This is a genomic window from Heyndrickxia vini, assembly GCF_016772275.1.
In the GTDB taxonomy this organism is placed as follows: Bacteria; Bacillota; Bacilli; order Bacillales; family Bacillaceae_C; genus Heyndrickxia; species Heyndrickxia vini.
The window spans coordinates 3,565,352-3,590,506 of sequence record NZ_CP065425.1 but is presented as its reverse complement, the minus strand read 5'-3'; the positions used below and the strand labels follow the sequence as shown (position 1 = coordinate 3,590,506).

The window sequence follows — 25,155 nt, the reverse complement described above, 5'->3', positions numbered from 1 at the left end:
AACTAAATTTTATCTGAAAATTTTCTACAACGGGAGATGTGTTTATGAAGGTTGTAAAGTTCGGCGGTTCCTCGTTATCCACAGGTGAACAAATTAGAAAGGTATTTGATATTGTTTTATCCGATCCGGAAAGGAAAATTGTCGTCGTTTCTGCCCCGGGAAAAAGGCATCCATCAGATGAGAAAATAACGGACCTATTGATTTCTTGCGGAAAAAAAATACTGGATAACGATTCAGAAACAGAAGTATTAAATGAAATTATCCAACGATACATCCTCATTGCGAAGGAATTAGGACTCCATGAATCGTTTATAGTAGAGATTAGAAACTCTTTTCTTCAAGTTTTGCAGAATGATAAAAGCAATCCAGTTATGTTTTTAGAAGCTTTAAAAGCAAGCGGAGAAGATACTAACGCAAAATTAATCGCACACTACTTTCAACTTCGTGGTGTTGAAGCACACTATATCAATCCGAAGGATGCGGGATTACTTGTGAGCAATGAGCCTGGGAATGCTCAAGTATTACCGGAAAGTTACAATCGATTAGCTGATTTATCAACTCATTCAGGCATCATAATTTTTCCCGGATTCTTTGGATATAACGAACAAGGGAAGGTTTTAACCTTTTCACGAAGTGGTTCGGATATTACTGGTTCTATTTTAGCCAATGGGGCAGGGGCATCCGTTTATGAAAACTTTACGGATGTAGATGCTGTATATTCCGTCAATCCAACAATTATTCAACAACCTAAGGAAATACGAGAGGTTACATATCGAGAAATGCGGGAACTTTCCTATGCCGGCTTTTCCGTTTTTCATGAGGAAGCACTTATTCCGGCGTATCGCGCAGGTATTCCCGTCCATGTAAAAAATACGAATAATCCTTTTGCACCCGGAACAAGAATTGTGAATGAAAGAGAACAAAGAAATGGTCCTGTTGTTGGAATTGCTAGTGATAAAGGATTTTGTAGTATCTATGTTAGTAAATATTTAATGAATCGTGAAGTAGGGTTTGGCCGAAAGCTTCTGCAAATTTTGGAAAGCTTCGGATTATCCTATGAACATTCTCCGTCCGGTATTGATGATATATCAATTATTTTACGTGAAAATCAATTGAATTCAGAGATTGAAAAACAAATAATCGAGTTATTTAAAGAGGAACTTCACGCAGATGAGGTTAAAGTGGAGCATGGCCTTGCACTTATTATGATTGTCGGTGAAGGGATGCGGCAAAACGTAGGAACGACTGCAAGAGCCTCGAAAGCATTAGCACATGCTGGCATTAATATTGAAATGATCAACCAAGGATCATCCGAGGTAAGTATGATGTTTGGAGTCAAAGAAGTAAATGAAAAAAAGGCAGTTCAAGCTTTATACCAAGAGTTCTTTGTCGGTGTATTAGTATGAGGAATTGAAAAATTGGAGGAATATGTGTTGAATGAAAATAGGAAAATCAGAAATGAACTATGGAAAAGTGTCGATGGGTTGACTGATGAACAATTGAATCGGCGGGTAAGTGAAGAGTCATGGTCAATTATGCAAGTATTAGAGCATCTTTATTTAATGGAAAAAGGAATTGTTGCAAATATGAAAAAGGCGTTAACAGAGGAAGATCATCCTACTGATCCTAAGCCTATCCAATTAACGTTGAATCGTTCAACAAAGATTCCAGCTCCATCATATTTTGTTCCCACAAATGATTTTATTACGCTTGCGGAAATGAAGACTAAGCTAGAAGACTCACGGGCAAACTTAACTGCAGTAGAAGAAACAGCCGATACAAGACTATTTGAGAAAAAATCGTTTCTACATCCTGTATTCGGACAAATGACGGTAAAACAGTGGATACCATTTATTGGTCTGCATGAAAAACGTCATCTAGCGCAAATTGAAGAAATCAAGCAAGTACTTGGTTATTAATAGGATAGTATCATTTTTAATGAGCAGTTTTTAGGTTTGAAGTTCTTTGTATGGAAAACCCAAGAAGGGAAGCAACCTTAAACACTTTACTATAGACATTGAAATAGTAGTATCCCGTCGTGAAATTATTTGACCTACCCATTAAGATGAGTAGGTCATTTTTTACCTTTAATATCCCTTTTTAAAGTCTACGAGATTAATCTTGGGTACTCCTTCTTGTAAGTAATGCTTCAAATTCGGGATGAAAATATCTTCAATCACTCTTGTATCATAATGTTCTGTTGAGCCAGCAGTATGTGGGGTAATGATGACATTTTCCAAATTCCATAATGGGCTTTGGTCGGCGAGGGGCTCTTTTTCAAAAACATCTAGACCGGCACCGGCGATTGAGCCTGTTTCAAGTGCATGAACGAGTTCCTCTTCAACGGCAATCTCTCCCCGGCCAATATTAATGAAGAAGGATGATTCCTTCATTAATTGGAATTGTTCATTACCAAATAGATGATAAGTTTCGTCTGTTAGTGGTGTTGTAACAATGATGTAATCACATTCCGGCAGTATTGAATTCAAACTGGATGTTGTATACATCTCATCAAAGGATTCCTCCAAAATATTCGAATGTCGAATCCCGATTACTTTCATGCCGAATGCTTTAGCGATTTTTGCCGTTTCCTTACCTATTGCCCCTGCACCAATAATTCCAACTGTTTTTCCGTGCATTTCAAGACTTAAGTGAGCATGGTGCCATGTTTTGGATTGCTGATTTCTCACGTATGTATGAATTTTTCGGGTTAAACCAAGCATTAAAGCGAAAATTGTTTCAGAAATTGGATAGGCATGAACCCCACTAGCAGTAGTTAAGAAAATGTCCTTGGCATGTAACTCTTCCAATGGAAAACGATCTACACCAGCACTCCAGCTTTGCAACCATTTCAGATTTGAATCTTGATCAATCCCGTATTGTTTTACTTCTTTCTTCCAGCCTGCAATGATTTCGGCATCATTCAAATGATCTTTCCAAACAGAAGAATCTTTCCCGGCTATGACATCCCAATCAGGAACTGTTTCTTTAATTTTTTCGAATAAATCTTGATCTAGATTCTGGGTTATGACTAGTTTACGCTGTGACATAATTTCCTCCTTTGCATTAAAAACTTTGACTATTTAAATTATACTAAAAATAGTATTGCCTTTCCTGTTAAAAGCTTTCATTAGGAATACTTTTGGTATTTAATTTTTGAATGATAATCCTGCCTCTTCCAAAGCTGTCCTTAATTTTGGCAAAGAAGCGGGTCCCATGCCGTGAAATTGCAAAATCTCCTTCTCGCTATATGCTGATAGCTGTTGTAAAGACGTTATTCCATTGTGTTCCAGTGCTCGTCTTGCTGGTGCCGAAAGTAAGGAAAGAAATCCATTTGTAGGTTTTCGTTCTTGCTCACAAGCTGGGCAAGTTGGACAATCGGTGCTTTTATAAAATTTATGTCCCTTGCTGCAAATCTTCAAGTTTTTCTCAGAAATTGTCATATTAAAAATACTCCTTTCTTTTGGGTGTGTTAAAAATAGACAGGAGTAAAATGATCCCCTGTCTATTTTTCTCTATGTTTTTCTTTTGCTTTTTGTTTCTTTAGTGCATACTTAAAATCTTTACGTTCTTTTTTAGAGTTGCGTTGATATATTTTTCGCTCTTTCTTTTTAGCTTCCCGTTCTTGCTAACGCCAACCCAAATCTGACCATCATAATAAATCGTTAACTTCATAACGATTCCTCCTCATATATGTGTTTCATGAAATGATGGACATCACGAGGAGGGGAAGGTTACTGGCATTAAATTTCTAATGCATCCGGACTACCAACCGAATTGTGTTTTTTCATTTCACATTTAAAATAAACCATATTCTCCTTTTAATTTCAATTGTATTCGAATAACTAAACAAAAAAACCAAGTGTCCAATCACACTTGGTTTTCAAAACTATTATTTTAGGATCGTTACTTTTACATTTTTTCTTCCCCATTGAATGGCTTTTTTCTTTGATGGGATGAACACATCAATTTTTTTGCCTTTCATGGCACCGCCAGTATCTCCAGCAATTGCGTTTCCGTACCCTTCTACATAAACTTTAGTTCCTAGTGGGATAACTTTTGGATCAACAGAGATAACTTTCATTTTAGGGTTCTTTTTAAGGTTGATTCCTGTTGCAGTGATTCCGCTGCATCCTTTACAACTTCCAGTATAAGCTGTTGCTGAAACAGTGATAACTTTTTTTGCTTTTACTTTTTGAGTTGTTTTCTTTTTTGCTGCAGCCTTTTTTGTTTGAGAGATTACTAGCTTTTGCTTAGGATGGATAGTATCTGATTTAAGATGGTTCCATTTTTTTAGATTACTAACGGATACTTTATATTTTTGAGAGATTTTCCATAATGAATCTCCGCTTTTAACTGTATATGTATTTGAGCTTGCAAATGCGCCACTTGAAATTCCGATACTTAAGCAGAGTACTGTACTAATTGATATAATAAATTTTTTCAAAATAGTGTTCCCCTTTTATTTTTTATGTTAAATAAACCTTATCATGGAAATGTAACAGTTATGTTTCATTGGTGTACAAATTCTATTACAAGTTGTTTTCAAATGATATATTGGTAGAAGTTAGGGTAAAAGTGTTTGTTGAAGATTGTAAATATAAGTAGATTTTTATAAAATAAGTTAAAAAGAAAGCAAGGTGATGTGATGAGTTTTATTAAACATCGAAGCAAACCAGATGAAATGAAAGTTTTAGAGACTTTAAATGATCGAATGAATTTAACTGTCAAAGAGAAGTATGATTTGACAAATCTAGCAAAAGGATTCGAAGGTGAACAAAAGTTTGATGAATGGCTTTTAACTCTATCAAATGAATGGAACATCCTTAACGATTTACGTTTTGAAATGAATAATACTTATTATCAAATTGATAGTTTGTCCCTCTTTTCGGAAACCATTTATCAGTTCGAAGTGAAAAATTATGAGGGAGACTATTATATAGAAAAAGATACTTGGTATTCAATAAAGGGAAAGGAAATAAGCAATCCATTTTTGCAGCTGACGCGGGCTGAATCTTTGCTACGAAGATTTATTAAAAGCCTTGGTTTCAATTACTCGATAGAATCGTATTTAATTTTCATTAACCCTGAGTTTCATTTATACCATGCTCCACGAAACCAACAAATTATTTTCCCTACCCAACTCCCTCGCTTTATGAATAATCTTTCCAAAAAAACATCCAAAGTAGCAAAAAATCATACAAAAATTGTTGAACAATTATTACATTTCCACCTTACTGAGTCGCCGTATAATCGTATACCAAAATACACTTTTGATGGTTTGAAAAAAGGGATTATTTGTATAAAGTGTCGTTCTTTTATAAATACCTTTAATAGAATGTATTTAATTTGCGATCATTGTGGAAATAGAGAAAAAGTTACATCAGCAGTATTGCGAAGTGTGGACGACTATATGATTCTTTTCCCGGAGGAAAAAGTCACCAGAAAGGTAATCCAAGAATGGTGTAAAATTGTACCAGGGAAAACTATTATTAATATTCTTTCTGACCATTATAAAATGATTGCCAGTGGTAAAAATTCCCATTATATAAAAAGTGACAAATGATTTATTAATCAACGCCTAGGGAACCTCTTGTTCGTGGCGGGTTTTTGGAAGATTACGGAAATTAAGAATTTATTGAATCCACAAATCCATCGGATACGAGAAGGAAAGGCGGGAAAATCTATGCTCACGTGCATGAATCCATCGGATACGAGAAGAATAAGCGAAGAAATCCAAGCCTATGTGCATGAATCCATCGGATACGAGAAGGAAAAGCGGGAAAATCTATGCTCACGTGCACGAATCCATCGGATACGAGAAGGAAAGGCGGGAAAATCTATGCTCACGTGCACGAATCCATCGGATACGAGAAGGAAAAGCGGGAAAATCTGTACTCACGTGCATGAATCCATCGGATACGAGAAGGAAAAGCGGGAAAATCTATGCTCACGTGCATGAATCCATCGGATACGAGAAGAATAAGCGAAGAAATCCAAGCCTATGTGCATGAATCCACCACGATACAGGCTAAAGCAGTGATCAGAAACCACGCACCCAAAAGAAAGACAAATCTAAATTAAAAAGGACTCCAATTAGGAGTCCTTTTATTATGCTTTTTGAACATTTGTTGCTTGTGGTCCGCGAGCGCCTTCCTCGATTTCGAAAGTGACGGTTTGACCTTCTTCAAGAGTCTTGAAACCTTCACCTTGAATGGCAGAAAAATGTACGAAGACATCATCTTGTCCCTCTACTTCAATAAATCCGAAGCCTTTTTCTGCATTGAACCACTTAACTTTACCTGTTACCATTTATATACCTCCAGAGTACGGATATTCACTACTCTCGTTTAAAATTGAATTTTTACGAATAGAAAAAATATCCTAATATAAAATTAAAACTACACCCTATATTTTTGTCACAAAAAGAAAAAGTATACATAAAAAACGAAAATAATTTTATAGGATGGATTTCTTCCGAAAGATTGAAATAATAGTATTGCCGAATAGTCTTTTCTACAAAAGAATAAACAATTTATGAAAATTGTCTTTATGATTAGACAATTTATTTTGAATATTATATAATCACAATTACGTCTTTAGAAAAACATAATTTTAGCAAAGTCATGAATTCGTTGTGTATTCATGGCTTTTTCCTGCCTGCCTGCCTATAAGTAATTAAAGTTTAATTAGAAGGGGGTTAAGTAATGACAAATAACGAGCATCCGGATTTTCAAGAGGAGATTGAGAGGCTTGAGTTCACGAAAAAGTATATGAATGTGGTTATTAAAGCATCTGAATCGAATGAAGAAACATTTAGAGAAAATCTGAAACAGTCGCTGGAAGGGATGGATATTAAAGATAGCAGCTTTAGCTATATGACGATGCTAACGAATGCGAATCTCCTCCAAAGAACTGGAGATGAATTGAAACGACTGAAAAAATTCGAAAAGAAGCCGTACTTTGCCAGAATTAACTTTTTGCAAGAAAAAGTGGATAAAGAAGAAATTTTGTATTTAGGCAAAGTGTCACTTTTTGATAAAGAAACACAGCAACCGATTATTGTTGACTGGCGATCACCAATTGCGAACTTATACTATGACGGGCGTTTAGGTGATGTTTCGTATGAATCCGAAGGGAATACCTATTACGGATACTTATCTTTAAAGCGTCAATTTATTATTGATGATGGTGAACTTCAAGAAATCCGCGATATTGATTTAACAACAAATGATGAATTGCTTCAAATGTCCTTATCTGAGAGTGCGAGTAATCGTCTAACTGAAATTGTTTCGACTATTCAAGAGGAACAAAATAATATTATCCGTGCAGATTTGAACAAACCGATTATTGTTCAAGGAGCTGCTGGAAGTGGTAAGACAACAATTGCACTCCACCGTATCTCATACTTCATTTATACATTTGCTGAAAAGTTCACGCCCGACCAATTAATGATTTTAGCTCCGAACCGTTTATTTATTGATTACATATCAGAGGTTCTCCCGGAACTTGGTGTAGAAAATATTCTTCAAACGACATTTGTTGATTACGTTAGGTTATGCATTGGAAAGAAAATAAAATTAGCATCCCCTGATGAAAAGCTCATTCATTTTATAAATCAGGATATAGAACAGCCAGAATTAGTAAAATGGGTCTCAGATTTTAAAGGTTCATTATTATTTAAAGATATCATTGACCGCTACTTAGAGGATGTATTAAAAACATTGCTTCCAACCGAGGATTTCTTCGTATCGAAGTTTCGTTTATATAGTGGAAAGAAATTAAGACAGCTTATGGAATATGAATATAGGTATTTACCTTATTATCATCGAATCGATAAGATTAAACGTGTATTGCAAAATCATGTTCGCACGGAAAAGAAACGAATGGTTGAGAAAGTGACAAACTTTTATGATACTAAGCTAGAAAAAGCATTGTACAGTAAGGCTGAACCGGAAAAACGCCGTCGTTATGTATCAAAAGCTTTAGATAAGAAAGCTGAAGCACTAAATGATATAAAAAAAGAAGTACGAACCGCCGTTAATACTTACATAAAACAACTCCCTAAACATGATTTATTTTATTATTACAAGCAGCTGGTGACTAATAAAGAAGTATTGATGAAATATGCTCATGATGTACTTAAACCATCGGAAGTGAATTTTTTCATTGAATATCAGAACCGATTGAATGCAAAAAAGATATATGAAATCGAGGATTTAGCTTCCTTGCTTTATTTACAAGGAAAACTGTTTGGAATCGACAAGCATTTGCGTGTGAAAAATATCGTTGTCGACGAGGCACAAGATTATAGCTATTTTCAACTGTATGCATTAAAAACGGTTCTTGAAACGGATATGTTTACAATCGTTGGTGATCTCGCACAAGGAATCCATTCCTATCGGGGAATTAAGGATTGGGGCATCGTTCAAAATGAAATTTTTCCGAGAGCGAGTTATAAAACGCTGCAAAAAAGTTATCGTACGACAGTTGAAATTATGAATGCAGCCAATCAAATTTTGCGCCTCCTTCCTATCGATTTACCAATTGTTGAACCGGTAGTTAGGCACGGAAAGAAACCGACTTTTCATAAAACATCATCAGATAAGGACACTGTTCAATCGATTGAGGACGAGATTAACCAATTGTACAAGGATGGAATAAAAACAATTGCGTTAATTGGGAAAACAAATGAAGAGTGCAAAAAATTAGCTCAGCTATTCAAAACGCATTCCGAGCTCCCTATCCAATATTTAAAGGAAAATGAAGAAATTCATAAGGACGAAGTCGTCATTGTAAGTTCACATTTGTCAAAGGGGCTAGAATTTGATGCGGTGTTAATTTGTTCACTTGGTACTTCATTCCTTGATAATGAAATTGATATTAAACTTCTATATGTTTCAATGACAAGACCATTGCACCGATTATCCTTCTTCGGAAAGGAACGATCCAATTTTTTATTAGATCGGGTGGATTCTGATTTGCTGCAAATAGAAGGGGAAAAGTGAAAGAAGCTGAATCATTTGATTCAGCTTCTTTTTTTCACTTTTAACTATTAAAAATATTTTAGAAACGAAAGAGGGAATTAATATGAAGTTGTCGTATAATAACACTAATCATGTAGAAAAAACAGGAAAAAAGTCATGAATTTATTTTTTAGAAAAAACTTTAATGGTTAGGAGTCATTTTCCTTATGGAAAAATTGATTTTACACATCCTTATTATTCTTTTACCTGTCCATATAAATAGTATATTTTTGGAAAATAGAAAAGCGGGTCAGTCACCATACATATTAGGTTTAATTAATGGTTTTTGTGCTTTTTTAACGATGTCTTTTTCAATTTCAGCTTTAGGATTATATTGGGATTTGCGATATATTCCACTCGTTATTTCCTTTCTATATTACGGACCGATCGCGGGATTTATCGTATTATTCATCATATTTATTGAAAGATTTATGATGGGTGGGGATGGTGTAATGATTGCCTTCGTTAGCGCCATTTTCGCAGCCATTTATCCATTTTTTGTGAGGAAAAAATACAGTGTGGGAACAAAACAAAAGAAAATTCGTATTATACTAACTTCAGGTATTTTAATTGCTATTGGTCAATTAGTTATTACTTATAGTTTCTTGCATTTTCATAATGATGGACATTCTGATGCACTACACCTTTTCTATGTTGTTCTCGTTTATGGAGTTGTTCAATGTTTTGGAATTTTCGCCTCTATGTTATTACATGAGAAAATAAATGAGAAAAGGCAGATGTTATTGGAAATCGTTCGCGCCGAAAAGTTGAACACATTGGGAGAAATGGCAGCATCTATTGCACATGAAATTCGCAATCCTTTAACGGTTGTTAAAGGATTTCTTCAACTTATGCAAAAACAGGAAAAGGATAATAATTATCAATATTTATCCTTAATTTTAAGTGAATTAGGAAGAGCGGAATTGATCATTAACGATTATTTGAATTTTGCCAAACCCCAATTTAAAAAGATGGAAAATACCAGGCTTGGAGATTTGCTTATTAATATAGTGACATTAATGGAATCAATTGCCTTAAAAAATGGAGTTAATCTTAAATTTACAGTATATAGTAATCCTGAAATTCTTTCGGATAAAAACTTACTAACTCAAGCATTTATTAATTTAATAAAAAATGCTATTGAGGCCACCCCAAAAAAGGGTGAAGTTATCATTCATTTAAACGAGGATCAAGACAATATAATCTTAAAAATTGCAGATACCGGGAAAGGAATGTCGAAAGAACAACTGTCCCAACTAGGTACATTATTTTATACAACAAGGGAAAAGGGGACAGGTATTGGGACATCAGTATCCATAAAAATCATTGAAGAAATGAAAGGGAAGGTCATTTTTCAAAGTGAATTAGGGATGGGAACTGAAGTAACAATACTTTTCCCAAGAATGAGATGAAATGTTATTAGCGAATGGTAAATGTTTGTGCCCAACATCTTTCTCCACTATCGATAACAGGTTTTTCTGTACATTCTAAATGTAATTCGGTAAAAAGTGATCTCCAAAACTGTATCGCTTTTTTATTTTTTTCGAGTTGAACAACATAATAGGTACCAGGATAAGCGGAAAATAATTTTTTGACTGCTTGTCCCGCAAAACCTCTTTCTCGATATTGAGTAAAAATAAATATATCATTTACACAATAATCGATTTGTGCATTTTTAATTGTTTTTACGAATAAAAGAAATCCTACTACTAAACCTTCATATTTGATAAAATACGGGATTAAATTAGTCTTTGTGAAAAAAAGATCTATACTATCATATTCAAAAATTCCTAGCTGATTTGCTTTAAGCTGATTTGTATATTTAGAAAGGTCATCAAGATAAAAATGAAGCATATTTTCTAAAATACTTTTTTCTTCTAATCGAACCTCTTGTAACTCAATAGTCATGAGAATCTCCCCTATCAATAACAACTTAACTTATATTATTGTAAAAGAAATTGATAGAAAAGAGAATAGGCTTCTGCTGTCCCTAAAAATAATATAGGAGTAATGTGACCAGTACATTTTTACAAGTGTGGAAAGGTTTATGCAATTTTTATACTTGTTTTCCGCGTTTGTCATGTGAATTGTAGATAGTGTATGATAAAGTGTAAAAATACGTATAAATAGAAATGATAAGTTAAGGAGAAAGATATGACTAGTAATTGGCCATTTTTATCGACATTAAATCCCCAACTTCAAGAGGCATGGGAAGTAGCCGGATTTGAACAACCGACTTCAATTCAAGAACAGACAGCAGAACTTATAGTGCAAGGAAAAGATATTATTGCCGGTTCTCCGACAGGAACAGGGAAAACGTTAGCGTATATCCTTCCTCTCCTTCAAAAAATCAATGTAGAAAATAAAAACATTCAACAAGTCATCATCGCTCCTTCGAGGGAATTGGTCATGCAAATCCTTCAGGAAATCCAAACATGGTCTAAAGGGAGTAATATTCAGGCAGCTTCCTTTATAGGCGGTGCGAATGTAAAGCGCCAGTTAGAAAAGTTAAAAAAACGACCACAAATTATTGTGGGAACACCGGGGCGAATTTTTGAATTAATTAAACAAAAAAAAGTGAAAATGCACGAAGTAAAAACAATTGTACTCGATGAGGGGGATCAACTTCTTACTTATGAGTATATGCAAACTATTTCTGGAATCATTAAATCAACGTTAAGTGATCGCCAACTTCTTTTATTCTCGGCAACGCTACAGGAATATACCATTCAAACTGCGCAAAAGCTGATGAAGCAAGCAGAAATTATTCAGGTAACCAGGTCTGAAAATGAAGGAAAAGTTGAACATATCTATATTGTTTGTGAAGAAAGAGAAAAAATTGAGGTATTGAGTAAATTGAGCCGAATAGATTCTATGCAGGCACTTGTATTTTTGAATGATATCGGAAAGCTGACAGTACTTGCGGAAAAGATGAAATTCAAAGGGCACGCAGTTGGTGAATTACACAGTGACTTGCAAAAAGAGGCAAGGGCAAAAGCGATTTCTCAATTGCAAACTGGGAAGGATTCATTATTATTAACGACAGAGGTAGCGGCAAGAGGTTTAGATATTGCAAATCTTCCTTTTGTGATCCATTTCAATTTACCAGAAAATGTTTCACAATATACGCATCGTTCAGGGAGAACCGGTCGACTAGGTGCGGATTCAGGTACTGTTATATCCATCGTAACACCTAGGGAAGAAAGAACATTAAAACAATATTGTCGTGAACTTAATGTACCAGTGAAACAAAAATATTTATATGCCGGAAAAATAGTGGATGAAAGAAAATGAAAAATTAGGCAGTAACTGTCTAATTTTTTTTAATCAGTACCTTGCATTATTCAGTAGCGTAGTTTATTATATAGTTATCAACTAGTGAATAATATACAGTAGCTAATATTAACTTATAGGAGGTGTTGACCTTGAACGTACAATTTAAAAAGGGTGTTTTAGAGCTATGTGTGTTAATTTTAATTTCAAAAAAGGACCAATACGGTTATGAACTTGCACAAAATATATCCAGCAAAATCGAAGTGGCGGAGGGAACGCTTTATCCGTTGCTTAGACGATTAACGAAGGATGACCTCTTAACTACCTATCTTCTAGAATCAAATGAAGGTCCACCAAGAAAATACTATTCCATTACAACTAAAGGTCTTGACTATATGTTTACGTTGATTAGCGAATGGCGGCAATTTTCGGAGGCAGTAAATCAATTTATAACGGAGGGGATGAACAATGGGAAGAAATGAGTTTTTGAAAAGATTAGAAAAATACTTATTAAAAGTACCGGAACGGGATCGTAAAGATATGCTTTATGATTTTGAAGAACATTTTACAATAGGGATGGAAAATGGGAAAACGGAAGAAGAGGTTGTATCAGAACTCGGTGATCCACAAATGATTGCGAAGGATATCATTGCGGACTATCGAATTAGTGCAGCAGAAACGAATAAATCGGTATCAAACATTACGCGTGCCATGATTGCAACGATTAGCTTAAGCTTCTTTAATTTGGTCTTTCTATTTGGACCAGTGATTGGTCTTATAGGCGTTTATATAGGATTATGTGTGACGGCATTTGTGTTAACCATAACACCATTGCTCGTTGTATTTGCAGCTATTTTTACCGGTTTTGAACAATTTATGCTACAGTTCTTTCTTTCACTCATTTGCTGTGCGCTAGGATTGCTAATGAGTATGGCAATGATTAATGTTGGAAAATGGTTCTACGCAATCATTCTTCGCTATATTAAATTCAATGTGAAGGTGATTAAAGGGGGAAAGTAAAATGAAAAAAATGGTTGGAGGAGCATTAATCCTTTTAATTATAGGAATCATTGGTACCGTTGCAACTTTGTATTTTTCAAAAGGGTCCATTTTAAACTTAACTGAATGGGAAAAGAAAAAAAGCGTTTCTAGTAATGGAATCGATAAACTGGATATTAATTCCGGTCCGGTAGATGTCATTGTTGAAAAAACAAGTGACAAAGATATTCAAATTAGATTAGCGGGAAAAGAAAGTATTAGAAAAAAAGGAGAATATAAGCTGGAAGTCAATGAGGAACAGCATACGCTAAATGTAAAGGTGAAACAGAAAGTTCATTTCGGTATTACTTTTTATAGCAGTGTAAAATTATATGTTAGTGTACCGGATAAAATGTATCAAACATTAGATGTGAAAACTTCTTCCGGGGAATTAGCTGTAAAAGATTTTCAAGCTGAAAACGCCTCTTTCCAAGCAAGCTCAGGTGATGTATTAGTAGAAGACGGTCGAGTAAAAAATGATCTTTCGTTGGAAGCTACTAGCGGAAGCATAAAAGCGATGAATAATCAGGCTAATAATATATTATTAAAAACAAGTAGCGGAGATATTCTTACAGAAGATGGGAAGGCATCTGAAAATTTATCGATTGATGTGACAAGTGGAGAGATCAGCGTCACAAATAACGAAGCTACAAAGGTAGTATTGAAGTCAACAAGCGGAGATATCGAAGTCAATCAATTAGCGGCGAAGGAATCCGAATTTACAGCGACATCCGGGGAAATTTATGTTGATGATATATCTGGAACAATTATTGGAAGTGCAACCTCGGGAGATATTGAAATTGTTCCAAACGCACATATCGGAAATACGAGCTTAGAAACAACAAGTGGATCGATAACGGTCAACACGAAGCAGAAAAGTATTCCATTTGCCATTGACTATGAAGGAGGCTCCGGTGAGGGAGATGTTAGTGTTACCGGGGCAAATTATACTGACAAGTCGGAGCATCGAATTATCGGGAAGATAGAGTCAGGAACAATTAAACTTAAAGTAAGAACAGGTTCTGGTGACTTTGATTTACAATAAAGTAGAAAGAGGCGATCTCAAGAAAGAAATTGAGATCGCCTCTTTAGTTATTTACAAATCAAAATACCTTTTAGTTATTTACAAATCAAAATAACTTTGTCGTCCAGTTTTCGCAATTCCAAACTTCTGTTGCTACATCATCATAAAATTCCGGTTCGTGGCAGATGATGAGGACGCTGCCTTTATAGGCTTGCAAGGCACGTTTTAACTCGTCTTTTGCATCAACGTCAAGATGGTTGGTAGGCTCATCAAGTACTAGAATATTTGTTTCATTATTTATTAGCTTGCATAGACGTACTTTCGCTTTTTCTCCTCCGCTAAGTACTTCTACTTTGCTTTCGATATGTTTCGTCGTTAACCCACATTTTGCAAGGGCGGCCCGCACCTCGTATTGAGTAAATGAAGGGAATTCCTGCCATACTTCTTCAATACATGTATTATAATTAGATTGCTTGATCTCTTGTTCGAAATATCCTGTAAGTAAATAATCACCACGTTGAACTGAACCTGATATAGGATTAATTTCACCTAAAATGCTTTTTAATAATGTCGTTTTTCCAATACCATTCGCACCGACTAACGCTATCTTCTGCCCGCGTTCCATGCGTAAGTTTAATGGCTTGGAAAGCGGTTCGTCATATCCAATCACTAAATCATTCGTTTCAAAAATAACCTTACCAGATGTACGTCCCTCTTTAAAACGAAACTCAGGTTTTGGTCGTTCTTGTGCCAGTTCAATGACATCCATCTTATCTAGCTTTTTCTGACGGGACATTGCCATATTACGTGTCGATACTCTTGCTTTGTTTCTTGCAACAAAATCCTTTAATTCGGAGATTTCTTGTTGCTGTTTCTTATAGGCAGACTCTAGTTGCTGCTTTTTCATTTCATATACTTTCATGAAATCATCATAGTCACCAACATAGCGATTTAATTCTTGATTCTCCATATGATAGATCAAATTGATGACACTATTTAAAAATGGGATATCATGAGATATTAGAATAAACGCATTTTCGTAGTCTTGTAAATAGCGCTTTAACCATTCAATATGCTGCTCATCCAAATAGTTAGTTGGCTCGTCCAATAGCAAAATATCTGGTTTTTCTAATAGTAGTTTTGCAAGCAATACTTTAGTTCGTTGTCCGCCACTTAAATCTTGGACATCACGATCGAGACCAACATCATCAAGACCAAGTCCACGAGCGATTTCCTCTACTTTCGCATCAATGACGTAAAAATCATTATTGGTCAAAATATCTTGAATGGTACCGACATCTTCCAGCATTTTTTCAAGTTCTTCCGGAGTTGCCTCACCCATTTTTTCATAAAGACCATTCATTTCAGCTTCGAGATCAAATAAATATTGAAACGCACCTTTTAATGCTTCGCGCATGCTCATTCCTTTTCTTAATACTGCATGCTGATCAAGATAGCCGACACGCACTTTCTTTGCCCATTCTACTTTCCCTTCATCAGGCTGAAGCTGGCCGGTAATAATATTCATAAATGTTGATTTACCTTCTCCATTGGCACCGATTAATCCAATATGCTCCCCTTTTAACAGTCGAAAGGATACATCATTAAAAATTGCACGGTCACCGAAACCATGGCTAAGGTTTTTCACGGATAAAATACTCATCTATATACACCTTTTTCAGTTAGGCTATTTTCTTAACTTTGTTGAATTTGAATTAAGAATCCTAAAAAATCAGTATCATACATTAAAAAAGAGTCGCATTTAAGAAAATATGCCCCGTAGTTAGGATTTTGCATCTAGTACAAAATAACAACAATTGTTTGAAAACAGTCTTTAGTAATTTTTACACATATAAAAATTATATCGAACTAACCAATCAAATTGAAAGAATTATTTTTATTAAAACGATAGAAAAAAATGGTGGAAGGCACAAAAAGTACCGAACACCATTTTTAATTGCTACATTGATTTCATCATTAACGGGGTAGTCAATTCTTCAGGAAAACAATAGAAGTCAAGTTTCCCTTCATAAACTAATTCAAATGTTGGGAATTCTTTTAGGTCATGTGGCTTTACAAAGGCAATTGGCTTGTTAATGATAACAACTCCGGTCTCAGTTAAGACAGAAGCTACAAACTGGGAGCAGAAATAAGCATTTTTTCTCTCGATTTCTATCTTAAATAGAACACCAATTAGACCGATAAGATTGTATTTATACTTTTGTTTATTCATTTCCATTTTTCGTATTTTTCTGCGCATCTTTTTATATTGTTCATCTGTTACAGTACAACAGTATATTGCACAATTGGCTTGTTTAAATAGCTCTGATCGGATATTTTCTTTTACAAATCCCCCGATAAAAGGATTCCGTATTTTCTTCCTGCCGAAGCTATAAACCTCTAATAGTTTATCATCTAAAGCTAATGATGCGTGATTTAAGGGCTCTTGAGTAAATAGTCTAATCATTCGAGTAAACAATGTACCCGTATCAGTAAGCAGTAAATAGATTTTACGTTGATTCACAGGATTGGTCCTCCCACAGGAAATAATAATTTAGGAAGGGAAGCGTGTGTCTTAAAACATGTATGAATGACTGTAAATTGAATAAAGTTCATTTTTTCCCCTTTGTTTGTATCTTATCTAATTTTGAACAATTGATATACGAACTACAGTTGTAATTGGCTTTAAGACTTAAGACGGAGTTTATTTTGTTATTTAAGATGTATGATTTGACAGTAGTATTTTATTCATTCCTGTTTAGGAACATTGTTGATTCTGCAATAAAGTTGATTGGAGCGGAAGGTGCGAGACTCCTGCGGGATTAGCTGGACAGATGAGACCCCGCAAGAGCGAAGCGATGAGGAGTTAGAAAAGTAGAGGCGGCTTGTTTATCGACGTACAAACTGGAGGGCAGCGACTGAGATAAAGGAATCACGATGAACCCAAAGGGTGAATCGATGATGACTTATCGTAAGGAGGTGACCGGAAGTTTGCTAGTCGATAGCCGCCGGAACTAGACAGGCTCATCGCCAGCCACGCGGAAAGCGAGTACCTGCAGCGGAAATCAACAACCATGTTTATCATAGACTATTCATTTACTAGAATAGTGGCATTTAGAAAAGAGTAACATAATTAGTCACTGAATAAATAGTTACATTATTGTTAAAATTTGTTTTGCTTTGATTGCGCACTCGTTTTTAAATCTTTTTAAAGACAATCTTAAGTAAAAATTAAGAAACTGTTTCTTATATTTTAAAAAAGGATCTTTATAATGAGGAAAAGATTAGAAAATAGTTTAGGGAGAGTAATATACAATGGAAATATTGATGACGAAAGAGCAACAAAAAACTGCAGATATCGAATCATTCATAAAAACACACGGTAAAGCATTACTTAATTATATTTATTCAATGATGAAAAAATGGGAGGTAGCGGAGGATATTTATCAGGAAACATTATTATCTGCTTTTATTAGCTATGATTCCTTCGAGTATCGATCTTCATTTAAAAACTGGTTATTCAAAATCGCTTCAAATAAATGTAAGGATGAATGGAAAAAACAAAATGTCCAACAACGATTGATAGAAGGTAAACAAGAGGCTATTGAAAAAATCATCATGCAGGATGAAACTGAAAAAACAGTAATGGAAAACAGCTTACAGGAAGAGCTAATGAAAAAGATTGACGAACTTCCAAATAAATATCAGCAATCTTTAATGTTATATTACTTTCATGATTATAGTATGAAAGATATTTCGCAAAAAACAGCTTTACCTTTATCAACAGTAAAAACTCATTTAAAAAGAGGGAAAGAGCGTCTCCGCCGAAAAGTAGTAGGAATCTATTAAACCGTTGAAAAATTCAAAAAGTAAGACTATGCTTTGAATATATAAATTTATTTAAAGTAGGTGTCTTTTTATGATAAGAGTTGGGATCATTGGACTAGGTGCAGTAGGGGACCGATTATTAAAGCAATTCGTCCATCATCCAAAAACAGAAGTGGTAGCAATTTGTGATACAAATCGTGAGCGATTGCAGCTAATCAAAAAAGAATTACAAGACGTTGAACTATATGATGATTATAAGAACCTGTTGTTAAATCCAGAAATTGATCTAGTTTATGTCGCGGTTCCGCCAAAATTCCACCATCAAATTGTATTAGCAACAGCAAAAGCTGGGAAACATATACTTTGTGAAAAACCGTTAGCCAATTCATATGTGGAAGCACAAGAAATGCATGAAGCGGTCAAGGAAGCTCGAGTGATACATGCTATCAACTTTCCTTTAGCCTATAATGATGCAGTTTGGGAGTTAAAAAGGAGAGTTAAAGAAAAAACAATTGGTGAGATTAAAAGAATCGAATTAACTATGCATTTCCCGGATTGGCCGAGAGTTTGGCAGCAAAATCCGTGGATAGCTGGAAGAGAACAAGGTGGCTTTATACGGGAAATTACACCTCATTATTTACAGGTGATAGTAGAATTATTTGGTGAAATCAAGCATGTTCAATCTTTTATCGAATACCCCAATCATCCAAGTAGCTGTGAAACGGGAGTAATTGCAAGATTGGAACTTGTAAATGGAAACACGATTTTGATTGATGGATTAAGTGGAGTTGGGAGAAAAGAGGAAATTCTCTTTAAAATTTATGGAGAAAAAGGTACCATTGCATTGAAAAATTGGAGTGTACTTGAAGGTGAAAATAAGGATCAAGAACGCGCAATCATTGATGTGCCGGTAAATAATGAACTTCAGGATTTAATCAGTGAGATTGTAAATGCGATTAACGGAGAAAAAGCACGACTGATCACATTTAAAGAAGGCTTAGACATCCAAAAAGTGTTGGAACAGTTGTTGGAGTCTGAATAAGTTATGTTGATTCTTCGGGGAGAGAACTAATGAAAAAACAAAGCAGAAAATCCATTAAGAAGCAAAAGAACGAACGATATACCTTTTGGGATTTCATTTTGGATCTTTTGTTTTGGATACCTGAACTATTTTTCTGGCCATTTCGGATTTTACTTCGTATAGTGAAGCATCTTTGGGACTATTTTTAATATGAAAAGGACTTGCAAATAATTTTGAAAACTTTTAAAATAAGGGTAACTATTGATTAAGGAGGTGGGGAAAAGATGAGTAACACCGTTTTTGTTCGCGGGCAATTGATGGATTATATGTATATTTGCCGTGCGATTTTTCATACTCAAGCTGCTAACGGGATCAGTCTGCCCATTTTTAGCAACTTCATATTGAAAAAACGGTGAGAAATCTCTATACCCACTAAAACTTAAATTCGGTTCGGTTTAGGAGAGGGCTCTTGCTCTCTCTATTTTTTTAAACCAAATTAATTTATAACTTATTAGCCATGGGATCTCTTTCCTATGGCTTTTTATTTTATGAAATGCTCTTTTCTGAGAAATTATGGTTTTGCTTTAAATAATTTTGATAACGCAGAGTGGATTGGAGCGGAAGGAGCTTGACTCCTGCGGGATATAGAGGAAAGCAAGCTCCTGCAGCGGAAAGGAACGGTCATCGTTTATAACCAAAAACAACTAACAAAAAAGGATGATAATAGATGATTATTTGCAGTGTAAATAAAATTAACAAATCCTATGGCGGAAATGCCATCTTTGAAGACGTAAGTTTCGAAATCAAGGAAAAAGATCGTGTCGGATTAGTCGGCCGCAATGGTTGTGGAAAAACAACATTAATGAAACTTTTATCGTCGATCGAGACAGCAGATACAGGGCAAATCCATTGGAAAAAAGGGTATGAAATTGGCTACTTGTCACAAATACCCGATAATCAACATGAGCAAACGGTTAGGGAAGTATTAAAAACAAGTTTTCAATCATTAGTAGAAATAGAAATGAAAATGAAAAGTTTTGAAGAAAAAATGGCACAAGAAAGCAGGGATTCCGACATACAGAAATATGGAGACCTCCAAGACCAATTTATTCGAGAAGGCGGCTACGAAATGGAAGCAAACCTAGAGCGAGTTGCGAATGGTTTACAAATTACATCATTACTACCGCAAAAGTTTTCCGATATAAGTGGCGGAGAAAAGACAAAAGTAGGACTTGGAAAAATATTATTGAAAAATCCCGATTTACTTCTGCTTGATGAGCCGACGAACCATCTTGATTTACAAGCGATTGAGTGGCTGGGAGATTATTTAAAAGACTATCCGGGCACCGTTGTTGTCATATCCCATGATCGATATTTTTTAGATGAAATCGTAAATAGAATTATCGACCTAGAAGATGGGGAAGTTCACCTGTACAAAACGAATTTCTCGGGATTTGTGAAAGAAAAAGAAGAACGGTTATTACAGGAATTTCAAGCCTATCAAGAACAACAGAAAAAAATTAAAAAAATGAAAGAAGCAATCAAACGGTTGAAAGAGTGGGCCAATCGAGCCAATCCGCCTAATGAAGGATTGCATAAACGTGCCCGCAATATGGAACGAGCATTAGAGCGGATGGAAAAAATTAATCGTCCCATTCTCGAAAGAAAAAAAATAAATGTTGATTTTGAAGCGGTCCATCGAAGTGGGAAAGATGTAGTAAAGCTAGAAGAAGTTTCAAAGTCTTTTTCCGAAAAGCATCTATTCCATCAGGTGAATATGCATATCCAATATCTTGATCGAGTTGCTATTATTGGCGAAAACGGAACGGGTAAATCTACATTATTGAAAATAATGCTCGGACAAATCACCCCCGATTCTGGGAATGTAACTCTCGGCAGCAATTTAAAGATTGGTTACTTATCACAGCAAGCTTTTAATCAATCAACCGATACATCTGTTATCGATACGTTTCGAAATGAGATAAGTGTTACAGAAGGTGAGGCAAGGCATATTTTAGCTAAATTTCTTTTTTACGGTCATTCCGTTTTTCGAAAAGTAAATCAGTTAAGTGGTGGAGAGAGGATGAGATTACGATTGGCACAGCTCATGTATCAAGATATCAATTTTCTCATCCTTGATGAGCCGACAAACCACTTAGACATTGATTCGAGAGAGGTATTGGAGGAAGCTCTCGATGAATTTAACGGTACGATATTAGCTGTAACTCATGATCGTTATTTCCTCAATCGTCTATTTAAAAAAATATATTGGATAGAAAATCGAGTTGTTCATATGTTTAATGGTGATTATAATTGGGCAAAAGGAAAAATGAATGAATTACGACAAAGGAGTATGCTGCCTGTAAAAGTTGAAAAAAAACCGAAGAAAAAAGAAGAGAAAGTTTCGACGAAGGTGCTAGAGGTAGATATAGAAACAATTGAATCACAACTTGAGGAACTGTTGAAACAAATAGAGTCGACGATAAAGTTAGATCAACTTCAGGAATTATATATGCAACAAAGAACGCTTGAAAGTCAGAGGGAGGATATGTACGGAAAATTAGCTCAAATAATTGAGGGAGATTGAAACTTTATAGGGTAGATAGACGTCTTATAATTATAAGCAGATAGATTGATGACAAAAAAACTGCATATCAATTGATATGCAGTTTATTACAAGTGTTTATTTTAATCGTTTTGCCCCAACATATCTTGATTTCCAATAATTTGTTGAAAGACTGTCAATTTTAACTCCTCTTGACACCGAATGAATAACTTGATTCTTACCGATATAAATCGCTACATGGGAAATGCTGCGCCCGTTTGTTTTGAAAAATATTAAATCGCCAGGTTTTAATTTAGACTTCTTAACCTTTGTTCCCTTTTTGTACATAGCCGAAGATGAATGAGGTAGTTTCTTCCCGTTCTTTTTAAAAGAATAATAGACAAATCCTGAACAGTCGAACCCTTTTGGAGTAACGCCGCCCCATTTATATGGTGTTCCAATATGCTTTTTTGCTTCTTTAATTACATTTTTTGCAGAAAATGCTGCACTAGATTGAACGGGTAAAAAAAGTGTAATTCCTAGAATCATTGCTGCAATTAGGGATGCGATACGTTTCATTAAAAGGGCCACCTCATATTCAAAGTTTTCTATTAATTTAAATATAACAGAAACTTGTCGAAATTTTTTTTACAGTTGTTTTAAACAAATGTTACAACAATGTTACAAAAATAGAGCTTTTTCACGAGAAATTCGCCATTTTTTGGGATATTATAGGGGTTGTTAGGTAATAAGGAAAGTAATTTTGGATTAGAAGAGCACTTTTTATATAATAGAAAGGGACTATGTCAATTTTGAAAGGAAAGATAAAATGATAGTAAAAAACGAAAAAGATGTAGAGGGCTTGAAGAAAATCGGGAAAATTGTTGCTCTTATACGTGATGAATTAAAAAATCTGACGAAACCTGGGGTAACAACCAAGGAATTAGATGAACGGGCCGGCCAACTATTTGCAGAAAATGATGCGATTTCGGGACCAAAAGGGGAGTATAATTTTCCCGGATACACATGTATAAGTGTAAACGATGAAGTGGCGCATGGAATTCCGAGTGATCGCGTAATTGCAGATGGGGACCTTATTAATATTGATGTATCTGGTTCATGGAATGGTTATTACGCAGATACGGGAATTTCCTTCGTTGTTGGCCAATCAACCTCCGAATTAAATGCATTATGTGAGTGTGCCCAAAAAGCATTTGATAAAGGATTGGAGAAAATTAAAGCAGGGACAAAGCAAAATCAAATTGGAAAAGCGGTTATGAATGAAGCGAAAAGAAACGGTTTCACGGTAATCATGAACTTAACGGGACATGGGGTAGGAAGGGCACTCCATGAAAAACCTGATTATATCATGAATTACTATGAACCATGGGATAATGATCTATTAAAAGATGGAATGGTGATTGCCTTTGAACCTTTCATCTCAACGGGAGCGGAAGAAGTAGTTGAAATGGATGATGGCTGGACATATAAAACACCTGATGGAAGCCTAGTCGCACAGGTGGAACACACTGTCATTGTAACAAAGGATAAACCGATTGTTATTACATTATAAATAGAAAAAAGGGAAACCCTGCGTTTCCCTTTTTTCTATGATTCAATGCTTGCTTTCGAATGAAAGCTGCTAACTTTAATTGTTTTACGGAGGCGGTGGGCCATCCATCCGGCAAATAAGGAAAGAAAGATATCTTTTGGTAATGGTGGAACCATCCATAACCATACCATTTTATATGTAAACCCATCTGGAGCAGCCGCCCAAAATTTATAAGCAAAATACATCCAATTCGTTCCGAAAAGATAGTTCACCACTAAACCTATAATTGAAGCGATAAAATAAGTGAATAATTGCTGATTTTTTTCTACTATTTTTCCAACAACATAACTTAAGATAATGAATGAAAGAATAAAACCGAATGTAGGACTGATAAGCACCCTAATGCCGCCACCAAACTGTGCAAACACTGGTACACCTACTAATCCAACTACCGCATAAACGATCATTGAAATTGATCCTAAACGACTGCCCAATACTGCCCCTGCTAAAATAGCGAAAAAGGTCTGTAATGTAATAGGGACCCCACCTATTACCATAAAGGGTACCAACGAAGTAATATTCGCACCAATCATCATAAAAGCAACAAACAATCCTACATAACAAATATCAATTGCCCGAAATTTCATGTATATCCTCCTTTCATATAATTTAGAATAATAGAATGGAACATTATATGTCAACCTAAAAATTATTTTGGTTAACATAAAACGTTCTTTATCACATTCGAAGACTCACCTTTTCACTTATGAAGAATACAATATTCGGGTAAATGCCTATAAAAAGAGGTGAAAAGGATGAATCCTTATTCGCGGTTTCCGTATGAACCGTTCTATATACGAAGCAAAAAGCAGAAAACATCATTTCCACCACAGCATCAATCGAAGCAACCAGGAATCGAAGGATTAATGAATCCAAAACCGATCGTGGATAATAAAAAGTATAAAGCCGGTGGGAAACTAAAAAACAAGGTTGCCATTATTACAGGTGGAGATAGTGGCATCGGGGCAGCAGTCGCCATTGCCTTTGCAAAAGAGGGAGCAGATATTGTTATTCCATACTATTATCATTATGAAGATCAAGATGCCAATCGTACGAAAAGGAAAATTGAAAAGTTAGGAAGAAGATGTCTCCTTATAGTCGGCGATCTGACAGACGAAGATCATTGTAAACAAGTGGTGAAACAAACAATTGAAACATTCGGCAAAATGGACATATTAGTTAATAATCACGGGGTTCAATTCCCACAAAAAAGTCTGTTAGATATTACGACAGAACAGTTGGACCGGACGTTTAAAACAAATATTTATAGCTTTTTCTATCTAACAAAAGCAGCTCTTCCATATTTAAAACAAAAAAGTGCAATTATTAATACAGCATCCGTAGTTGCCTATGAAGGTAACAAAACATTAATAGATTATTCCGCTACAAAAGGTGCCATAGTTGGCTTCACAAGAGCATTATCACAAAATCTAGTTAATAAAGGTATAAGGGTCAATGCTGTTGCACCTGGTCCCATATGGACACCACTAATTCCATCAAGCTTTTCAGCGAAACAAGTGTCTAAATTCGGTCTCGATGTACCAATGAAAAGAGCGGGCCAGCCATATGAACTTGCACCTGCCTACGTATATTTAGCATCAGAGGATTCCAGTTATGTAACAGGTCAAGTCATCCATGTTAATGGGGGAACAATGGTAAGTTCGTAAACGAAATAGATTGGCAAGGTTGCTTTAATTTGCGACCTTGCAAAAACTAAAAACTGTAAACCTATTAATCAATTGTTTACATAGGATTCATATTCTCTTAAACATTCCTCGCTATGATGAA

The 25,155-nt window shown here is 35.2% G+C and carries 25 protein-coding genes; 15 read left to right on the top strand and 10 right to left on the bottom strand.

Annotated elements, in window-relative coordinates; genetic code table 11:
- The first annotated feature begins 44 nt into the window (after positions 1–44).
- Positions 45–1,406: an aspartate kinase gene (locus I5776_RS17940; RefSeq protein WP_202777819.1), complete on the top strand. Its 1,362-nt coding sequence runs from the start codon at positions 45–47 to the stop codon at positions 1,404–1,406.
- Between the two features lie 27 nt (positions 1,407–1,433).
- Positions 1,434–1,919, top strand: coding sequence for a DinB family protein (locus I5776_RS17935; protein ID WP_202777817.1), 486 nt, complete (start codon positions 1,434–1,436; stop codon positions 1,917–1,919).
- 168 nt (positions 1,920–2,087) lie between these two features.
- Here the strand turns inward: I5776_RS17935 and I5776_RS17930 are convergent, their stop codons facing one another.
- The 4 genes from I5776_RS17930 to I5776_RS17915 form a co-directional block, all read right to left on the bottom strand.
- Complete coding sequence (locus I5776_RS17930; protein WP_202777815.1) at positions 2,088–3,050, bottom strand: D-2-hydroxyacid dehydrogenase; 963 nt, start codon at positions 3,048–3,050, stop codon at positions 2,088–2,090.
- A 99-nt stretch (positions 3,051–3,149) separates the two neighbouring features.
- Positions 3,150–3,443, bottom strand: coding sequence for an RNA polymerase alpha subunit C-terminal domain-containing protein (locus I5776_RS17925; protein WP_202777813.1), 294 nt, complete (start codon positions 3,441–3,443; stop codon positions 3,150–3,152).
- A 100-nt stretch (positions 3,444–3,543) separates the two neighbouring features.
- Entirely contained in the window at positions 3,544–3,675 is a 132-nt protein-coding gene (locus I5776_RS21680; protein WP_281397267.1) for a hypothetical protein, read from the bottom strand.
- A gap of 217 nt (positions 3,676–3,892) precedes the next feature.
- Entirely contained in the window at positions 3,893–4,447 is a 555-nt protein-coding gene (locus I5776_RS17915) for a 3D domain-containing protein (RefSeq protein WP_202777811.1), read from the bottom strand.
- 201 nt (positions 4,448–4,648) lie between these two features.
- Between I5776_RS17915 and I5776_RS17910 the strand changes: the two genes are divergently transcribed.
- Positions 4,649–5,566, top strand: coding sequence for a nuclease-related domain-containing protein (locus I5776_RS17910; RefSeq protein ID WP_202777809.1), 918 nt, complete (start codon positions 4,649–4,651; stop codon positions 5,564–5,566).
- Positions 5,567–6,111: 545 nt separating this feature from the next.
- On the opposite strand, the gene I5776_RS17905 is transcribed toward I5776_RS17910, so the two are convergent.
- A complete protein-coding gene (locus I5776_RS17905; protein WP_058003138.1) occupies positions 6,112–6,312 on the bottom strand; it encodes a cold-shock protein in 201 nt (66 codons plus the stop codon).
- A gap of 395 nt (positions 6,313–6,707) precedes the next feature.
- On the opposite strand from I5776_RS17905, the gene helD reads away from it, so the two are divergent.
- On the top strand, positions 6,708–9,008 hold the full coding sequence (gene helD, locus I5776_RS17900; RefSeq protein ID WP_202777807.1) for an RNA polymerase recycling motor HelD: 2,301 nt from the start codon (positions 6,708–6,710) through the stop codon (positions 9,006–9,008).
- 185 nt (positions 9,009–9,193) lie between these two features.
- Positions 9,194–10,438 (top strand): ATP-binding protein, encoded by a 1,245-nt coding sequence (locus tag I5776_RS17895; RefSeq protein WP_202777805.1) that lies wholly within the window; start codon positions 9,194–9,196, stop codon positions 10,436–10,438.
- Between the two features lie 7 nt (positions 10,439–10,445).
- Here the strand turns inward: I5776_RS17895 and I5776_RS17890 are convergent, their stop codons facing one another.
- Entirely contained in the window at positions 10,446–10,934 is a 489-nt protein-coding gene (locus tag I5776_RS17890; protein WP_202777803.1) for a GNAT family N-acetyltransferase, read from the bottom strand.
- 246 nt (positions 10,935–11,180) lie between these two features.
- Here I5776_RS17890 and I5776_RS17885 point away from each other — a divergent pair, with 246 nt between their 5' ends.
- From I5776_RS17885 to I5776_RS17870, 4 genes are all read left to right on the top strand, one after another.
- Positions 11,181–12,320 carry a DEAD/DEAH box helicase gene (locus tag I5776_RS17885; RefSeq protein WP_202777801.1) on the top strand — a complete coding sequence of 380 codons (1,140 nt, stop codon included), beginning with the start codon at positions 11,181–11,183 and terminating at the stop codon, positions 12,318–12,320.
- A gap of 131 nt (positions 12,321–12,451) precedes the next feature.
- On the top strand, positions 12,452–12,781 hold the full coding sequence (locus I5776_RS17880; protein ID WP_108072680.1) for a PadR family transcriptional regulator: 330 nt from the start codon (positions 12,452–12,454) through the stop codon (positions 12,779–12,781).
- The gene (locus tag I5776_RS17875) at positions 12,768–13,319 is read left to right on the top strand and encodes a DUF1700 domain-containing protein (protein ID WP_202777799.1); all 552 of its coding nucleotides are present in this window, start codon (positions 12,768–12,770) and stop codon (positions 13,317–13,319) included. The genes I5776_RS17880 and I5776_RS17875 overlap by 14 nt, the downstream gene beginning before the upstream one ends.
- Position 13,320: 1 nt before the next feature.
- Positions 13,321–14,382, top strand: a complete 1,062-nt coding sequence (locus tag I5776_RS17870) for a DUF4097 family beta strand repeat-containing protein (protein WP_202777797.1) — start codon at positions 13,321–13,323, stop codon at positions 14,380–14,382.
- An 85-nt stretch (positions 14,383–14,467) separates the two neighbouring features.
- Here I5776_RS17870 and I5776_RS17865 read toward each other — a convergent pair whose 3' ends face one another.
- Both I5776_RS17865 and I5776_RS17860 read right to left on the bottom strand, forming a co-directional pair.
- On the bottom strand, positions 14,468–16,024 hold the full coding sequence (locus tag I5776_RS17865) for an ABC-F family ATP-binding cassette domain-containing protein (RefSeq protein WP_202777795.1): 1,557 nt from the start codon (positions 16,022–16,024) through the stop codon (positions 14,468–14,470).
- 297 nt (positions 16,025–16,321) lie between these two features.
- Entirely contained in the window at positions 16,322–16,885 is a 564-nt protein-coding gene (locus I5776_RS17860; RefSeq protein WP_202777793.1) for a hypothetical protein, read from the bottom strand.
- Between the two features lie 791 nt (positions 16,886–17,676).
- Between I5776_RS17860 and I5776_RS17855 the strand changes: the two genes are divergently transcribed.
- The 4 genes from I5776_RS17855 to abc-f all read left to right on the top strand — a co-directional run bounded on the left by I5776_RS17855 (position 17,677) and on the right by abc-f (position 21,797).
- Positions 17,677–18,210, top strand: coding sequence for an RNA polymerase sigma factor (locus I5776_RS17855; protein WP_202777791.1), 534 nt, complete (start codon positions 17,677–17,679; stop codon positions 18,208–18,210).
- Between the two features lie 70 nt (positions 18,211–18,280).
- A complete protein-coding gene (locus I5776_RS17850) occupies positions 18,281–19,231 on the top strand; it encodes a Gfo/Idh/MocA family protein (RefSeq protein WP_202777789.1) in 951 nt (316 codons plus the stop codon).
- A gap of 263 nt (positions 19,232–19,494) precedes the next feature.
- Positions 19,495–19,626, top strand: a complete 132-nt coding sequence (locus I5776_RS21675; RefSeq protein WP_281397266.1) for an RAxF-45 family protein — start codon at positions 19,495–19,497, stop codon at positions 19,624–19,626.
- 311 nt (positions 19,627–19,937) lie between these two features.
- The gene (gene abc-f / locus I5776_RS17845; protein WP_202777787.1) at positions 19,938–21,797 is read left to right on the top strand and encodes a ribosomal protection-like ABC-F family protein; all 1,860 of its coding nucleotides are present in this window, start codon (positions 19,938–19,940) and stop codon (positions 21,795–21,797) included.
- Positions 21,798–21,893: 96 nt separating this feature from the next.
- Here abc-f and I5776_RS17840 read toward each other — a convergent pair whose 3' ends face one another.
- Positions 21,894–22,334 carry a C40 family peptidase gene (locus I5776_RS17840; protein WP_202777786.1) on the bottom strand — a complete coding sequence of 147 codons (441 nt, stop codon included), beginning with the start codon at positions 22,332–22,334 and terminating at the stop codon, positions 21,894–21,896.
- A gap of 250 nt (positions 22,335–22,584) precedes the next feature.
- On the opposite strand from I5776_RS17840, the gene map reads away from it, so the two are divergent.
- Positions 22,585–23,328 carry a type I methionyl aminopeptidase gene (map, locus tag I5776_RS17835; protein ID WP_202777784.1) on the top strand — a complete coding sequence of 248 codons (744 nt, stop codon included), beginning with the start codon at positions 22,585–22,587 and terminating at the stop codon, positions 23,326–23,328.
- Between the two features lie 35 nt (positions 23,329–23,363).
- Here map and I5776_RS17830 read toward each other — a convergent pair whose 3' ends face one another.
- The gene (locus tag I5776_RS17830; protein ID WP_202777782.1) at positions 23,364–23,954 is read right to left on the bottom strand and encodes a biotin transporter BioY; all 591 of its coding nucleotides are present in this window, start codon (positions 23,952–23,954) and stop codon (positions 23,364–23,366) included.
- Between the two features lie 168 nt (positions 23,955–24,122).
- On the opposite strand from I5776_RS17830, the gene I5776_RS17825 reads away from it, so the two are divergent.
- Entirely contained in the window at positions 24,123–25,034 is a 912-nt protein-coding gene (locus tag I5776_RS17825) for an SDR family oxidoreductase (RefSeq protein WP_202777780.1), read from the top strand.
- Positions 25,035–25,155 lie beyond the last annotated feature (121 nt).

Excerpts from the sequence above, each read along its gene's own strand:
- I5776_RS17865 (WP_202777795.1), bottom strand. The coding sequence starts at position 16,024 with ATGAGTATTTTATCCGTGAAAAACCTTAGCCATGGTTTCGGTGACCGT.
- I5776_RS17930 (WP_202777815.1), bottom strand. The coding sequence starts at position 3,050 with ATGTCACAGCGTAAACTAGTCATAACCCAGAATCTAGATCAAGATTTA.
- I5776_RS17875 (WP_202777799.1), top strand. The coding sequence starts at position 12,768 with ATGGGAAGAAATGAGTTTTTGAAAAGATTAGAAAAATACTTATTAAAA.
- I5776_RS17885 (WP_202777801.1), top strand. The coding sequence starts at position 11,181 with ATGACTAGTAATTGGCCATTTTTATCGACATTAAATCCCCAACTTCAA.
- I5776_RS17910 (WP_202777809.1), top strand. The coding sequence starts at position 4,649 with ATGAGTTTTATTAAACATCGAAGCAAACCAGATGAAATGAAAGTTTTA.
- I5776_RS21675 (WP_281397266.1), top strand. The coding sequence starts at position 19,495 with ATGAGTAACACCGTTTTTGTTCGCGGGCAATTGATGGATTATATGTAT.
- map (WP_202777784.1), top strand. The coding sequence starts at position 22,585 with ATGATAGTAAAAAACGAAAAAGATGTAGAGGGCTTGAAGAAAATCGGG.
- I5776_RS17850 (WP_202777789.1), top strand. The coding sequence starts at position 18,281 with ATGATAAGAGTTGGGATCATTGGACTAGGTGCAGTAGGGGACCGATTA.
- I5776_RS17870 (WP_202777797.1), top strand. The coding sequence starts at position 13,321 with ATGAAAAAAATGGTTGGAGGAGCATTAATCCTTTTAATTATAGGAATC.
- I5776_RS17840 (WP_202777786.1), bottom strand. The coding sequence starts at position 22,334 with ATGAAACGTATCGCATCCCTAATTGCAGCAATGATTCTAGGAATTACA.
- I5776_RS17905 (WP_058003138.1), bottom strand. The coding sequence starts at position 6,312 with ATGGTAACAGGTAAAGTTAAGTGGTTCAATGCAGAAAAAGGCTTCGGA.
- I5776_RS17895 (WP_202777805.1), top strand. The coding sequence starts at position 9,194 with ATGGAAAAATTGATTTTACACATCCTTATTATTCTTTTACCTGTCCAT.
- I5776_RS17825 (WP_202777780.1), top strand. The coding sequence starts at position 24,123 with ATGAATCCTTATTCGCGGTTTCCGTATGAACCGTTCTATATACGAAGC.
- I5776_RS17890 (WP_202777803.1), bottom strand. The coding sequence starts at position 10,934 with ATGACTATTGAGTTACAAGAGGTTCGATTAGAAGAAAAAAGTATTTTA.
- abc-f (WP_202777787.1), top strand. The coding sequence starts at position 19,938 with ATGATTATTTGCAGTGTAAATAAAATTAACAAATCCTATGGCGGAAAT.
- I5776_RS21680 (WP_281397267.1), bottom strand. The coding sequence starts at position 3,675 with ATGAAGTTAACGATTTATTATGATGGTCAGATTTGGGTTGGCGTTAGC.
- I5776_RS17925 (WP_202777813.1), bottom strand. The coding sequence starts at position 3,443 with ATGACAATTTCTGAGAAAAACTTGAAGATTTGCAGCAAGGGACATAAA.
- I5776_RS17940 (WP_202777819.1), top strand. The coding sequence starts at position 45 with ATGAAGGTTGTAAAGTTCGGCGGTTCCTCGTTATCCACAGGTGAACAA.
- helD (WP_202777807.1), top strand. The coding sequence starts at position 6,708 with ATGACAAATAACGAGCATCCGGATTTTCAAGAGGAGATTGAGAGGCTT.
- I5776_RS17855 (WP_202777791.1), top strand. The coding sequence starts at position 17,677 with ATGGAAATATTGATGACGAAAGAGCAACAAAAAACTGCAGATATCGAA.
- I5776_RS17830 (WP_202777782.1), bottom strand. The coding sequence starts at position 23,954 with ATGAAATTTCGGGCAATTGATATTTGTTATGTAGGATTGTTTGTTGCT.